This window comes from Sutterella wadsworthensis, from assembly GCF_003315195.1.
Lineage (GTDB): Bacteria > Pseudomonadota > Gammaproteobacteria > Burkholderiales > Burkholderiaceae_F > Sutterella > Sutterella wadsworthensis.
In genome coordinates this window covers 16877-31214 of the sequence record NZ_QNRV01000006.1, presented here as the reverse complement: position 1 = coordinate 31214, position 14338 = coordinate 16877, and the positions used below count along the sequence as shown (strand labels likewise).

Annotated in this window: 12 protein-coding genes; 10 read left to right on the top strand and 2 right to left on the bottom strand. The window is 52.3% G+C overall.

Translation table 11 applies throughout. The features are described from left to right. Positions 1–86 precede the first annotated feature (86 nt). Together DES29_RS04405 and DES29_RS04400 are read right to left on the bottom strand one after the other, a co-directional pair. Positions 87–1925, bottom strand: coding sequence for an aryl-sulfate sulfotransferase (locus tag DES29_RS04405; RefSeq protein WP_113854504.1), 1839 nt, complete (start codon positions 1923–1925; stop codon positions 87–89). Between the two features lie 161 nt (positions 1926–2086). Next, on the bottom strand, positions 2087–3043 hold the full coding sequence (locus tag DES29_RS04400; protein ID WP_005431145.1) for a LysR family transcriptional regulator: 957 nt from the start codon (positions 3041–3043) through the stop codon (positions 2087–2089). Positions 3044–3638: 595 nt separating this feature from the next. On the opposite strand from DES29_RS04400, the gene DES29_RS04395 reads away from it, so the two are divergent. From DES29_RS04395 to DES29_RS04350, 10 genes are read left to right on the top strand one after another with little or no spacing between them, the layout of a single operon-like run. Then, positions 3639–6311 (top strand): autotransporter outer membrane beta-barrel domain-containing protein, encoded by a 2673-nt coding sequence (locus tag DES29_RS04395; RefSeq protein WP_236578846.1) that lies wholly within the window; start codon positions 3639–3641, stop codon positions 6309–6311. A gap of 22 nt (positions 6312–6333) precedes the next feature. Then, the gene (locus tag DES29_RS04390) at positions 6334–6528 is read left to right on the top strand and encodes a Flp family type IVb pilin (protein WP_005431143.1); all 195 of its coding nucleotides are present in this window, start codon (positions 6334–6336) and stop codon (positions 6526–6528) included. Further along, positions 6518–6952 carry a prepilin peptidase gene (locus tag DES29_RS04385; RefSeq protein WP_231293700.1) on the top strand — a complete coding sequence of 145 codons (435 nt, stop codon included), beginning with the start codon at positions 6518–6520 and terminating at the stop codon, positions 6950–6952. The genes DES29_RS04390 and DES29_RS04385 overlap by 11 nt, the downstream gene beginning before the upstream one ends. 2 nt (positions 6953–6954) lie before the next feature. Next, complete coding sequence (gene cpaB / locus DES29_RS04380) at positions 6955–7842, top strand: Flp pilus assembly protein CpaB (RefSeq protein WP_021994595.1); 888 nt, start codon at positions 6955–6957, stop codon at positions 7840–7842. Between the two features lie 56 nt (positions 7843–7898). Beyond that, complete coding sequence (locus DES29_RS04375) at positions 7899–9464, top strand: type II and III secretion system protein family protein (RefSeq protein WP_021994594.1); 1566 nt, start codon at positions 7899–7901, stop codon at positions 9462–9464. A 25-nt stretch (positions 9465–9489) separates the two neighbouring features. After that, positions 9490–10092 (top strand): hypothetical protein, encoded by a 603-nt coding sequence (locus DES29_RS04370; protein ID WP_021994593.1) that lies wholly within the window; start codon positions 9490–9492, stop codon positions 10090–10092. A 15-nt stretch (positions 10093–10107) separates the two neighbouring features. Beyond that, the gene (locus tag DES29_RS04365; RefSeq protein WP_021994592.1) at positions 10108–11277 is read left to right on the top strand and encodes a CpaE/TadZ family protein; all 1170 of its coding nucleotides are present in this window, start codon (positions 10108–10110) and stop codon (positions 11275–11277) included. Continuing rightward, positions 11268–12542, top strand: a complete 1275-nt coding sequence (locus DES29_RS04360) for a TadA family conjugal transfer-associated ATPase (RefSeq protein ID WP_005431128.1) — start codon at positions 11268–11270, stop codon at positions 12540–12542. Before DES29_RS04365 ends, DES29_RS04360 begins: the two co-directional genes overlap by 10 nt. Beyond that, on the top strand, positions 12539–13417 hold the full coding sequence (locus DES29_RS04355) for a type II secretion system F family protein (protein WP_021994591.1): 879 nt from the start codon (positions 12539–12541) through the stop codon (positions 13415–13417). The genes DES29_RS04360 and DES29_RS04355 overlap by 4 nt, the downstream gene beginning before the upstream one ends. Positions 13418–13435: 18 nt before the next feature. Next, entirely contained in the window at positions 13436–14329 is an 894-nt protein-coding gene (locus DES29_RS04350; RefSeq protein WP_113854502.1) for a type II secretion system F family protein, read from the top strand. Positions 14330–14338: the final 9 nt, after the last annotated feature.

The following is a 14338-nucleotide window of genomic DNA, read 5'->3' as shown; positions in this document are numbered from 1 at the left end:
CTTGAATTATATTTTTCGGGTATATTCAAATATTTTATATGAAATATCAAACAATGGAACGACGATATAGCTAGTATCAATGACGACTATTGTTCAAAAGCTTCTTGTAGATTAAAGGGGAAAGCTTGGTAGCCCATGGCATCATTGAGTTTGATTTCAACTGCAGGTTCTTTTTCTCCCCACCTGAATTCCATTAAATATGGATGAACGCCCTTTGTCATCTTTGCGAGTTCTTCAGGTTTCATTGCAGATGGTTTGCCGAAAAGTCCGGCAGAACCGGAATAGACCATGACAGAGTCTTTATCGGCCTGATATTTAGCGAGCGACGTGACAGGGCTGTACCAATCATTTCCTCGTTCCTGACCGAACTCCCAAACCTGCTGAACTGTCATCTTCTTCTGGTCGATCTTGTAGACGACGGCTCGTGAATACTTCATATTGGGTAGGGCGGGCTGCTCCATGCCTCGACCATCACCGTTGTCAAAGACAGATACGTAGATCACATCCTTGGTTGATTTTTCGTCGACGCGGAAAGCCGAATGCTGCGTCCAGGTCCAGTCGAAGCCGCCTTCACAGGTCGAACCTTCAACTTTGAGTATTTGTCCAGAGGCATTGACAGGCTTAAGGACCTTATCTTTCCACGGACTGCGCCAACCTTCGGGAGATGCCAGAATCCATTTGACTTGATGGTCTCGGCCGATTTTTACAACGGCAGACTGATTGCGTACCGAGAGAATGATCGAATCGTCTGTCGGATCGTAATCAATGGAATTGACGTGCGCCCAGTTGCGGCCAGGACCGACGCCTGCGATATCGCCGAATCGATCGGATTTATCCATCGCCGCAAGATCTGCTGCGGAAAGCGTTTGTCCTTCTTTGGAAAAGTCAATATTGAGACACACCGCACCTTGGTCCATTGTTTTGATGACATTGTCGCGATAACTATCGAGAATTTCCCAAAGACGCCAATCATCAACAACATTGCCGGACTCATCGACCTCAACGATAACGTCGCGTACCGTCCGCACCGTCTTGCCGTCTGGCCGCGCGTAGGCTGCAGCAGCGACGCGCAGGAAATAATTTCCATTTTCCGCAGCACAGAGTGCATGTGAGAAGTCAATATAGGACTGAGGCAGGCGTCGGTTCCAGATCTTCCGTCCCATAATGTCGTATTTCAGGTAGCGCTGACCAAAACCCCAGGTGTAGGCGCCGTCTTTGTTCTGTTCAAAACCAAGCATCGGTCCGCTTTCTAGAACGGAGTATTGATCATGGATCGGGTCCGTGTTCATGAACCAACGCACTTCACCAGTGGTGTCAATAATTGCGTTTTGAGCGCCGCCGCCCCATTCGAGAGCTCCGCCCTGAGGGTTGTTCCAGGTGAATTGTCCTGTTTTCCATGAATTGAGGATTTGGTTGTTGATGAAGTAAAGGCGATCTTTGAATTCAGGATCCACTTTCTTTACTTCTGGATTCATATCCATATTCTTTTGGTCACGTGCACCCGTCGCATAAAAGTAGACGGGCGGTGCATAGATCCGATATGACTCTTTTATCTCTTCGCGTTTGTCTCCGGCGACTTTGGTGTAAGAGACCTCGACCGTATTCACATAATCTGGATACAGTCCAAAAACAGGAATGCCGCCATACGTTTTTGCTTTCTGATTAGTGACCTTGTAAGCGATTTCTTGACCGTTGGCTTTGGGAACAATGCGCACGTGAATATTTTGGATCGTGAAGCCGGCATCACGGATGATCGCTGTAAGCGGGGCGATCTTGTACGGATTCATGTCCACGGCGCCAAGTTGGCCTTGGTGCTGGTAACCGATATGGGCGCCGCTGGGGCCGCCAGCCGCAAAGGCACTTGTCATGCTAAGCGGGGCTAGTGCAGCGATGACGGCTTTTACCAGTGTTCTTCTTTGAATCATGAGACTCTCCTTGAAAGAATTGAGTTGCTGGACTCAGGACATGCTGAGTTTTCCAACAGACAGAAAGAGTCTAGAAATCAAGAAATTTCATCGCTATTGCGGTTTATGAAGATGGTGTATGCAGATTCTGCAAGCCTTAATTTGCAAAATTGCATAAGGTATCAGGAGCCGTTGCCAGTATCTTGGATTGCGATTTCGTATTCGGCGATTTCTGCAGAGGATGGTTTTCCGTAAGCAGCAATCATGGAACGAACCCATTGCATCGCAGGATCAAGATGTGTCCGATCGTGCCAATAAAGTGTGCGCATGCGTTTAACACAGTCCAAACGAATCGGCAGAATGGCGACAGGCCAACGTTTCACAGCATCAAGTGCATAACGAGCTGAAGCAAGGGCAATCCAGTCGGTTTCCAGAATGGTCGGTGCCAAAAGCGATGAATACGGCACCATGACGGCAGGATGGTTCAATGCACCTGGGTGAAGCGACGTAGTCCATTCCAAACCCGTAAATGTACGGTTGACTTGTACGAATTCCCATTGCAGCAGGTCATCGAAATGAAGACTGCCTTTGTGTCGAAGAAGGTCAAAGGCGGGATGTCCTTTTCGCACCAGAGCCAGCAGCTTGGCTTCGTAAAGCTCAAGAGAGTGAAGTTCATTGGGTGCTGTGCATTCAAGTCGCATGGCCATATCGACTAATCCGAGAGAAAGACGACGGAAGGTGTCGGCATTGAGCTGCTGGAGTTCGATGGAAATTCTTGGCGCAATGCGTTTCATTGCGTGGAAGGCGGGAAGAATGATGTATTGCGCCGCGTAATCAATGGCTGCGACACGAAGGTGCAGGTTGAGGGATTCAGGATGGAATATCTCTTTAGCAAAAAGCGCTTCCATCTCGCCGAGCAACTTTGGCAGATGCCCGTAGATCTCGAGCATGCGGTTGGTTGGGACAAGCATAGAACCATTGTGCACAAAGAGCGGATCGTGAAAGAGCGTCCTTGCGCGAGAGAGGGTTCGCGAAATCGTACTTTGACTCTTGGAGAGAGAAAGAGCTGTTTTTGTCTGGGATCCTGTCATGACAAGGGAGCGGAGTATGGTGAGCAGTTCCGAATCTATTTTTTCCATGACAAATCACTGGCAGACGTATGAAAGGTGTGCGTGGCTAACTTTTTATTTTTCCACGAATGATCTGTTGGCGCTTTGTTGACAACAACTTCACATACCTGTTGCACCTGAAACCCGCCAATGAACACCATAACCATCCTTCATTCATAGTGCAAATCGACCGCAATTCGTGATCGTATGTCGACTCAATTTAACTTGCGAAACACATAAGGATGTAAGGTACTTAGGATAAGTATTTAGACCGTTGTTTTCATTATTTTTAGCTCAACAAGCATACGGTGATTATATTTGTTTTCAGCAGTTTTTGCTTTTATTTAGTGTGTACAAATAACGACAAAAAATGCAAATATACTATGTTGTCAGTATGTAGACGAGTGTAATTCTCAGGTTTATTAAGCCAAAAAATATAACAGATTGTCACGCTAAACTAACGTCACAATTCATTACAACTTAATTAGTTTACGTAGTTTTCTTCGTTAAAACGCTTATTAGTGGTCTTAAGTTTACCAAATGAAATAGCACTTTCATTTGTTGGCTTATGAAGCAATTATTTGCAGATTAGAGGGTTGATCTATATATTTGCCGCATAAGGCAAATGAGAATGGTTTTCATTTGCGCAAACAACGCCGTTTCCGCTCTAAACCACAGTATGTTGAAATTCTTATCACCTATACCGGCAACTGATAGTGTTGTCTCAGGTTTAACACGGCTGTCGATTGCTGTTTCGGCAGCCCTCTTTTTCAGCACTATTGCACCTTCTGCCGCCGCTGAGGTTTTCACGGTTGAAGCAGGGAAGGCGGGGGTGCTGTTTGGCAATGACACCAGATCAGAGTACGATGACTATCAAAAAATTAAAGATGGAGATGACTTTTCCTACTCCGCAATTGATCTTTCGCAGGCAACAGGAAAAAACATCAGTATTTTTCAAAAAACTGTCAATTTAGTCAGTGATGGCGGTCAATTTATCGTTGGTACGAATGACGCCGTAATTACATCCTACGGCGGCGGTACTCTGAATGCCGGTACTGAATCTGGAACAAGGGGCAAACTGAAAGCGAAGAGTCTGGTGGCTCGTCATGGCGGCGAGGCATACCTCACGAATATGGATGCTGCGCTTTCGGATACTCTGGCGGCCAATAGTGAGCTTCACCTTAAAAATGCCGTTGTTACGACCAAGACGACGGAGGTCGAAGGCACATTAGTTTTGGAGAATTCCACACTCAATACGGATTTCTTTCTGGGTGGTGGGCCTGATGAAATTAAAATTGTTAAGTCAAGGATAAACAATCCAGTCAAGAAGCAAACCATTATTGATGACGATGGAAAACCTTTTGAAGCGTACGACTATCGCTCTACTCAAAATCGGGAAACGAATGTTGCTGAATTAACGTTGACAGATTCTTCAGCAGAATTTGCCCTTTCTTCTTGGTGGTTGGGAAGCGTCGCGCTTGAAACGTCCTTAACCGAGCAGCATGGTTCTTTTGCGCATTTCCACTTTACAGCCAGCCAATTGGACGGTACTGCCATAGAGGGAAATGGGTTCGGCTCTAATGTGAATTTTAAGCTCGCCGATTACACGACGCTGGCTCTTTCCCATTTGACCTATACCGCCAATGACCGCTTTAAAAAAGGCGGCAATTGGCCGCAGTACGGTACGGAAGCTGATTACGCCGATGAAGCACTGGTTAAAGAGCGGATTACCGCATCAGTGGCGACACTCAAGACGAAGCCAAAGGCAATTTTGTATACGAGTGTGCCTATGCGGTTTCAAACGGTTGGCAGCAATCAAATTTTAGTGGGCTCTGATGCGACAGCGGATGGAAATGCCATCGTATTCGGTTCGAGTTCTCTCTTTCTAGTGGATATGGAGGTTGCCGGGAGCTATTGGCGGATCAAGGGAGAGGAGAACGAACCCTTCTTCAGTACGCTGGACGGCAATCCTATCAAGCTGTCAGTAGCCGATACTTCGCAGCTCTATATCAAGGGACTGACCAAAGATACGCAAAATCTCAAAGTGGTGGACGATCACGTTAAGGCCGATAAGCTTTGGAAGGTAGAGAACATCTTTACGGATAATCCGCTCTATGGCTTTAAGTTTGACGATGACGGCAAAACGATCATCGCTCAGATTCAAACGCCCAAAGCCATTTTTGGCGATGCGATGATGTCCGCAGCGATGTTCGAAGAGGCCTACCGCAAACCTGAAGCGGATCGATCCGACACTGAGCGTTATCTCGTGGAAGTGTTGAATGCACTCGGAAACAACAAGAGTTTCACAACGTTCACCAAGGAACAAATCGTTGAGGTCGGCAATAAAGCGGACATGCTGCTGAATCCGGCTGGGGCGGCGGCTGTTTATTCGACGGCTTTCGATGCTTCGGATGAGGTCATTCAAACCGTTCAAAGAAGTATGGCTTCGGTAAAGGATCCGGAGTCGCACGCTTGGGCGGCGCTACTCGGCGGCAAGGCCAAAATTGATGAATTGCCGGCATCCGTCTCTCGAGCGGGAGCGTCTTCGTCGACACGCGGAGTCACTCAGCGCGTGAAACGCGATGCCTATGGTGTTGCGGTGGGCTTTGATACGCCGGTTGCTTCGGGGGTTCGCGTAGGCCTCGCGGGCGGGTTCTCTTCTGGGAACACGAAAAACGACAGTGTCGGCGTAAAGGACGAATTCGACGCATGGACGTTGATGGCCTATGCCCGCTATGGAATGGGACCATTCACATTGGATGGGCACGCAGCTGCGACACTCCTGCAAAGTGAGGTGTCTAACAACTACAGCCGCTCGAAGGCGGATATGAGCACATGGGTCTACAACCTCGGCGGCCGTGCTTCAGTCGGTGTGCTGCTCGGAGAAACCATTGTCTATCCGTTTGTGGGTGCAGAGTTCTTCCATCTTAAAGGCGAGGAGTATGACGCTGGGCCGGGTATCAAGGCTCGTCCAGGTGCGACAAGCTCTACGGTTATGGTGCCGGTGGGCTTGAATTGGGAAGGCAATTACAAGACTCGGTGGGGTGTTGCATCTCCTGTGCTCGGATTTTCCTGGGCTCGCATATTCGGCGACCGAACGCTTGATGCCAGTTCATCGGCCCTTGGCGAAACGACGAATTACACCTTCACCTTCGCCGACCGGACACTCATGCGCATTGATCTTGGGTTGAGCCTCAAAGGCGACAACTACGACTACAGCTTGTATGGCACCTATGTCGACGGCTCACAGGATCGTCAAGCCTACAAGCTTTCGACCAGCGCCTCTTACCACTTCTGATTTTCCGACCAAAGGACGCATCATGACATTCATTGAACGCATTCGTCTTTTCATTCGCAGCCGCCGCGGCGTGACTGCCATCGAATACGGCATTCTTGCCGCCGGTGTGGCGATCGTAATCGGCGCGCTCGTCTCTTCCGACGGCCCGCTTGCAACGGCGATCAGCGATCTCTTCAAAGGCATCGTTGACCATCTGCCGACGCAAGGTGGCAAATAGCACGGTTCTCGCTGCCGCAGCAATGGCGGTCCTTGTTTGGGCAAGTTGGAGTGATTTGACCAAACGGGAGATTCCAAATGCTGCGGCCGTTCTGCTCGGTCTAACGGCTGTCGTTGACGCATGGATCGGCGGCAGTCCGCTGCAGGCCGGATGGCTGGGGTGTATTTCAATTCTGCTCGTAGGATTCCCAGTTTCGGCGTACCTCGGGCTGATCGGCGCGGGAGATATCAAGCTTTTGGCCGCAGCTGCGCTTTGGACATCCGCAAGAACACTGGATTTGCTGCTCATAACAGCTTGGGCCGGAGGCGTACTTGCACTTTTATATCTCTGCCTGAATTTAGTCAGAACCCGCAGGACGACTGAAATTCCTTATGGCGTCGCCGTCAGTCTGTCACTCCTTTTGATGCTTACTCACATGGTCTAGAAATGAAGATAAAATTTTTGGTCGGAGTAGTTATTGTTGCGCTTGCCGTTGCGGCCGGCATTATGCTGCTCCCGACAAAGGCCGTCCAGAAAGAAGCGGCCGCACCGGTCGTTTCCGAAAATAAAGCTCAAGTTTCCGTAGCTCGCGCTGCGGCGAACCTTTCTCCGGGGAGTTTCCTTTCCGCGCGAGACATCGAGTGGACGGCAGTTGCTCAGAGTGCGGCAAAAGACACTTTTGTTCAAAACGAATCGCAGGATTTGTCCGGCGCCTTAGTCCTTAAGCCCATCAAGGCCGGTGAGGTTATTTCACCTTCGGCATTATTGGCTCGTACGGATCCTGAATTCGTCGCGGCAGTCCTCGCCCCGGGCATGCGAGCTTTCACCATTGAAGTCGATATGGTGACGGGCGGAGCTGGGCTTCTTCGTCCGGGCAACCGGGTTGACGTCATTCTGGCGGCGCAGACTGATCCGCAGAAGAGCCGCGCATTTGCCAGTCAGAAAAACTTTGACGTGGCGCGGACGCTGCTGCATAACCTGCGCGTGATCGCGGTTGACCACACGATTGAACCCAAGGGGTTTGGAGCGGATTCGCAAAGCTCCGACCCGAGAATGGTACGAAGCAGCACGCCGGCGAATATCAACCGCAAGGGCACCGTAACGCTCGAAGTAACGCCCAAAGATGTCGAGCTTTTGACCGTTGCGAGAAGCAACGGCCAGCTTTCGCTCAGTCTGCGCAACAGTCAGAGCGGTGAGGCCGTTCAGACGGGGCTTCCAGAAAAGGAGCTCACCAAACTCGCTGAAATTATCCCGAGCCGCAGCGACAAAACGCCTCCAGCGGCCGTAAAGGTAAAGACCTTCTATGGGTCATCGACTGAACCTCCGCAGCAGTAAAGCGACTCCGTATTTCAGAAATAGAAATCCCGACATATTTTCTTCAGGTATTGAACATGCCTCCATTCTCTAGACTGCGTACGTGCGTACTTGCTTCTGCATTTTTGCTCACTGCTGCGGGCGCGCTCACGGCTGCTCCGCAGCAGCATGCGCCAGACGCGCACATGTCCGTATCGCTTTATCAAGGTAAAGCGCTCTCCTTCAATGAACAGATTGGTGCTGTGTTTGTCGCTCAGCCCTCTATTGCGAGCTATCAGGTTGTCGGCAACCGTAAAGTGGTCGTTTTCGGCAGCTATCCCGGCAAAACGTCATTGATGGTGCTCGGTACTGATGGCCGCACGCTTTACAACGGACTTGTGGAAGTGGCTTACGACGTGTCTTCCATGGAAATGGCGCTTAAGTCGTCGTTCCCGAAACTGAAGCTTCAGCTCGTGGCACTCAATGACGGTGTTGCTGTGCGAGGAAAGGTGGAGACCGCCCAGGAAGCCGCCAATGTCGTGGCTTTCCTCGATGCCATGCTGCAGGTTAATCCCCAGCAAGCGCAGATGGCGGCGGCTGATGTGTCGGCTGCGGGACAGGAAGGCCAGCAGGAAAAGTCTGGTGCTGCTACCGGTACTGGAACGCTTGGCGCACGTATCGGCAAAATCATCAATCAGCTCACCGTAACGACGCCTAATCAGGTGACGGTGCGCGTACGGTTTGCCGAAGTCAATCGCAAGCTTTCCGATCAGCTCGGCTTCAAATGGAAGGGCAGCTATTCAGGAAGTCGGGGCGGCATTACCTTTGGTTCTGCCGATAATCCCATCATTTCCAATCCCAACAATTCACTTGGACATCTGTTTGATCCGGCCACGATGGCCGCACGATTTACTTTTGGCAGTCTTTTTGACGCCATGGCCAGTGAGGAACTCGTATCCATTTTGGCGGAACCGAACTTGACGGTGGTTTCCGGTGAAACGGCTTCCTTCTTGGCCGGCGGTCAGATTCCGTTCCAGTCTTCTGACGGTGACGGCGGATTTGACATTGAGTTCAAGGACTACGGCGTACTGCTTTCCATTACGCCGACGATTCTCTCTGGAAACCGCATCAGTCTGCGGCTGCGCCCTGAGGTATCGGAGCGCTCTGACAGCAACGGCATCCAGTTTATGGGATCAACGCAGCCTGGTTTCATTGTCAGAAGAGCCGAAAGCACGATTGAACTCGCTTCGGGTCAGAGTTTTGCCATTGCTGGGCTTCTCAAAAATGACTTCAGCAATACCGTCAACAAAATTCCTGGCATTGCTGATCTGCCGATTATCGGGGCACTTGCACGTTCCAAGGCTTTTGAACGCGGTGAAACCGAGCTCGTCATTGTCGCTACAGCGTACATCAGCACGCCGAGCGGAGAGCCCTACACCATTCCCAACGAAGAGATGTATGTGCCCACTATCTTTGAGCGCTACTTCATGGATGCCGATCCTCAGGTGTCGAGCGGTACGGCGCTCAAAACGGCGCGTAAGCCGTCGTTTATTTCTGAAAAGTACCGACTCGACAGTGCGCCGGTTGTTAAGCCGCAGCCATCCGCCTCAGCTCCATCGGGGAAAACTTCGCCCGCGGATCTGGTGAGCGAATTCATCTATTAAGGCGATGAGCGTTGGAGAGTCTGTAATGAACCGAATCCGCAATATACAAATTCTTTTCCTGCTCGGTGCCGCAGCCCTTTTAAGTGCCTGCACGAGCGTTACGACGACCGTTCCTTCCGGCAGGGCTCCAGCATTTGAAGCGAGAGCTGATCAAGTGGTGGTGATTGATCCTGCTGATGTAGCGGCCGAACTCCATACACAGGTTGAGCCGCTGCTCGCAGAAACGGCGGGACGAGATCGGGTGATCGTTGTCTCCTACTCATTGGCCCCCAGTGATGAAACCCTGCGGTCTGTGCTGGATTTCATCAAAATGCGGACCGCACCAGGCGACATCGTTAAGGTTGAGCGCGACTTTATCGCGCATTTGGGCCTCGCTGTGACTGTCCGCGATCCCAAAGTTTCGGCTTACCGCTGGTGGAATGCACAGGCGGTGTCAGACAACTTCGCTCACGCCACAGCCCGCAATCTGGCTCAGCAGGCAGCAGTGCCGAGCGATCTCGAAACGCCCAGAGCTTTGGGTGATCCCAATCCGCAGGCCGCGATCGGCGCAGTGGATCGTTATCAGCGCGGATCCGTGCGGCCCTTCGGTGATGTTTCACTCGAAGCGGGCGGCGGCAAGTCCAAGTAATCGGGAGCAAAGCACATGACGAACACTATTCTTAATCGTCGCGGCGTCCCGGCGGGTCTTTTTGTTTCCGATCCGCGTACGGCTGAAGCGCTTGCCGCGAAGCTTGCCGAAAACGGCATTGACGTCGTTCAGCAGACGCACGGCGCTTTTGTCTGGGCCAACATCATTCAGAACACGAACTTTGCGCAGCTTAAGACCGTGGTGATAGAGCTCCCTGCTTCGGGAGACCTTATTGAGGCGGTGAAAGCGCTTGCCAAGCATCTTGATGCGGGAACTTCACTGATTCTTCTCGGTCGTGAGAGCTCTGTCGTTTTCTATCATCAGCTCAAACGAGCCGGCGCGACAGATTACTATCCGCTCACGACAGCACCCGAAGAAATCGCTTACGGCGTTAAAGCTTCGCTTGAACCGCAGCAGGAACAGGAAGCGCCTGTTGGCGGCCGCGTGATTGCCGTTTTTGGGGCAGGCTACGGCATTGGTGCGGGCACGACGGCAACGGTGCTTGCTGCCGAACTCGCTCAAACGGACCCTGTGATTGTGGTTGACGCAGGACTTCTGATGCCGAGCGTGGGGTCATATCTTGGGGTTGATGTTCCCGGCAGTCTGCCCAAGATGCTGCAGGCTCAGGACAGATTGGATGCCGTATTGGTCAACCAGTCGCTGGTTGAACCGCGTAAGGGACTTAAGCTGCTCGACGGCTATGAACCTTTCGGGAGCGGACAGCGCGTGACCGACTGCAGCCGACTGGTGCGCGAATTGGCGCGACAGGCACCCTGGCAAATCTGGCGCATTCCAGTGTCGACGCCTTATGCCAGAAGTCTGGCGGCGCAGGCGGACTTCATTTTGCCGGTTGCAGCCAATACTTTTACCTCCATGCGGTGTGCACAGACCATCAGCACCTTGCTTGCAGATGTGAAGCCCGAAGGCAAGGTATGGTGGATCTTCAATCATCGCAACGCCTCCGATACCGTCAAAACAGAAGAAGCAGCCAAATACCTCAATACGAAGTTCGCCGCAGAAGTGCCGTTTGTGAAGTCGCTCGGCGAGAATCTGATTGAGCCGCTGAAGTGGCTCTCTGGCAATAATGCTTTCAAAAAGACGCTTACTCCCGTAACTGCCGCACTGCAGTCCGGCGCTGAACTCAACGCGGCCGGCGCATCCTTCTGGAGCAGGCTATGGAAGTAGTGGAACAGGTCAATGTTGATCAGGGCGTCTATGCGCGCTTGAGAAGCCTCATCGTCGAACGTATCGACGCGGAGGCAGCGCTTCATATGAAGCCCGAGGAGCTCGAAGAGCAGGTTGCAAGAACCATCGCCAACGCGGTGCAGACGGAGCGGCTCTTTCTGAACGGCCATGAACAGCGGCTTCTTACCCGTGAAATCGTCAACGACATGATCCGGCTCGGGCCGATTCAAGGTGCCATTGATGATCCGGAAGTGACGGATGTTTTGATCAACGGCCCTGATCAGGTGCTCGTGGAGCGCCGAGGCAAGCTTGAGCTCACTTCGATTCGATTCCGCAATGCCGAACATCTGCTCAATCTGGCGCAGCGCATCACGAGCGCCGTCGGCCGACGCATTGATGAATCGTCGCCGATGGTGGATGCTCGTTTGGCTGACGGCAGTCGAGTCAACATCATTGCGCCGCCGCTTTGTCTCAACGGCATCTGCATCTCTATCCGTAAGTTCTCTCGTCTTGTCATGAGTCTTGATGAACTCGCGGCTAGAGGCGCAATGACCGGTGAGATTGCGCAGTTTCTAAAGATTGCGGCTAGAGCCCGTCTCAATATTCTTGTCTCGGGCGGCACGGGTTCAGGCAAAACCACAATGCTCAATGCGCTTTCTCAGCACATTGCGCGTGATGAACGCATCGTCACCATTGAGGATGCGGCAGAACTCCGACTCGATCAGCCTTTTGTCGTTCGGCTTGAAACCCGACCGGCATCTTTGGAAGGAAAGGGCGAAGTAACGCAGCGAGATCTTCTGAAGAATGCGCTGCGTATGCGTCCGGATCGAATCCTTGTGGGTGAGGTTCGCGGCGTAGAGGCTTTCGACATGCTTCAGGCCATGAATACCGGCCATGACGGCTCTTTGTCAACGATTCACGCCAACAGTCCTGCGGATGCGCTTCTGCGTCTGGAAAACATGCTCAATATGGGCGCCAATCAGATGTCGAGTTCACTGATCCGCCGTCAGCTCGCAAGCGCTCTTGATCTTCTCGTCCAAGTAGAGCGCGATGGCCGCGGCATGCGCCGCATCACCGCAGTGTCGGAAATTACGGCGGATGAAACCGGACGCGATGTGATTGCTTTGCCTTTCTTCTCTTTCAAACATGCGGCAGACGGTGCCGGCGGCCAATACTACCGTGCGTCTCCGCGCGAGCCTGGATTTGTGGAGAAGCTCAAGGTTTCCGGTGAGTACGATCAGGCGTGCGAGGTGCTCGGATTATGACCAAAGAGTTTGCCGCGCTTATCTTTATCGGTCTTTTAGTGCTGGTGGTCCTCGTCTATGCGGTGTTCTCTACCCGGGAAAGAAGCGGGGCAGTTGAAGCACGTCTTGCAGCGATGTCGGGATTAGGGGGAGCCAACAACCGCTTAGCGAAGAATGCGCAGCTGGCAGCATTTCTGCGGCAGCCGGAATGTCAGGCGACGATCCTCGTGATGATGGGGGCACTTCTGTTGGGATGGTTTCTCAAGCTGAGCATCGCAGCTGAAGTGCTTCTGCTCGTCATGGTTGGCGCTGCCTCCTGGATCATCGTTCGCAGATGGCGTCTTGATCGCGCGCGAAGAGCTTTTCTTTCAAGGTTTCCAGAGGCGGTCGACAATTTCACGAGATCCATTCAAGCAGGCATTCCGGTTGACCGTGCGCTCAAAATCTTAGGGGAGGCCTATGACGATGAATTTGGCAGGCGCGTCCTCAAACTCTGCCGAGAGATGAAAGTGGGTCTGCCGTTTCGTGAAGCGCTCGGCAATTTTGCAGATGAACTCGACGATCCGGACGTTGACTTTTTTTGCGAGGTGCTGGCGCTCAATCGTGAAACCGGTTCTGCACTCAGTCCAATGCTGGCATCGCTTTCCATGATGCTGCGTGAAAGACGAGCGATCGACCGAAAGCTCAAAGCGCTTACCTCGGAGAGCCGTGCATCGGCTCGAGTGCTTTGTCTGCTGCCGGTCTTCATTTTGGGGCTGCAGGCATTTCTCAATCCCTCGCAGCTGCTTTTTCTGGTGAATGATCCTGCCGGCCGCATTGTGGCGGGATGCGCACTGGCGTGCATGCTGGCGGGTTTCATCATCATTCAGCGCATGTCGCGGTCGCTCAACGGCTAGCTTTTGGAAATATTCGTTATGAACCAAACGCTTATTTTTGCCCTTTTTGTGATGGCGATACTCATTGTGGTCTGCGTGGGCTACAGCGCCTCGCAGGCATGGCGCTCACTTCTCGTCGAACAGCGTCTCAATCAGATCAAGGGCAGCGGCGACTCCCGGCTGGTACGGTGGGAGGATCTGCTCACTTTGATTGCCAGACCGCTGCGTCGGTCTCGGGATTTGGCTGCTGTGGAACGCTCTATGCAGCAGGCGGGTTTCATCAAACCGTGGCAAACGGATCTTTTCTTACTCTTTCGCGCCTTGGTGCTGATCGCTGCTGCTGTGGGCGGTTGGCTGGCCATCGACATCGATCCGACACATTTGGTGCAAAAACCGTTGCCGCCGCTCGCTTATCTGTTCTTGCTTTTTGTCGCGGGGCGCGCTCCCGGATGGTTCCTATCGGAACTGGCCGAACGTCGTCAAAATCGCATTCGTCTTTTTATCCCCAAAGCGGTCGACCTGCTCACGATTTGTATGAGCTGCGGCATGAGTCTTGAAGAGGCATTTGATCGCGTGGCCAGTGAAATTGCCCGTCGGGCTCCGGAGGTGGCCAAGGAATTTCGCATGACACGCTACGAAATGCTGGTGGTGAATCGAACGGTGGCGCTCAAGCGTCTTGAGGCGCGTTCAGGGGTGCGTGAAATGAAAATTCTGGCCAATTCTCTGCTCCAGTCCATTCAATACGGTACGCCGCTCACAGAAGCCCTGCAGTCGATCGCAGCGGAAGCTCGAGCCGGCCAGCTTTCCAAACTTGAACAGAAAGCGGGCCGGATATCCGCTGTCATTGGGGTGCCGCTGATCGTGCTCGTACTCTTCCCTGTTATTGCACTCATCATTGCGCCGGCTGCGATTGAGCTTGCTCGCGCCTTCTGAGTTTTTCTC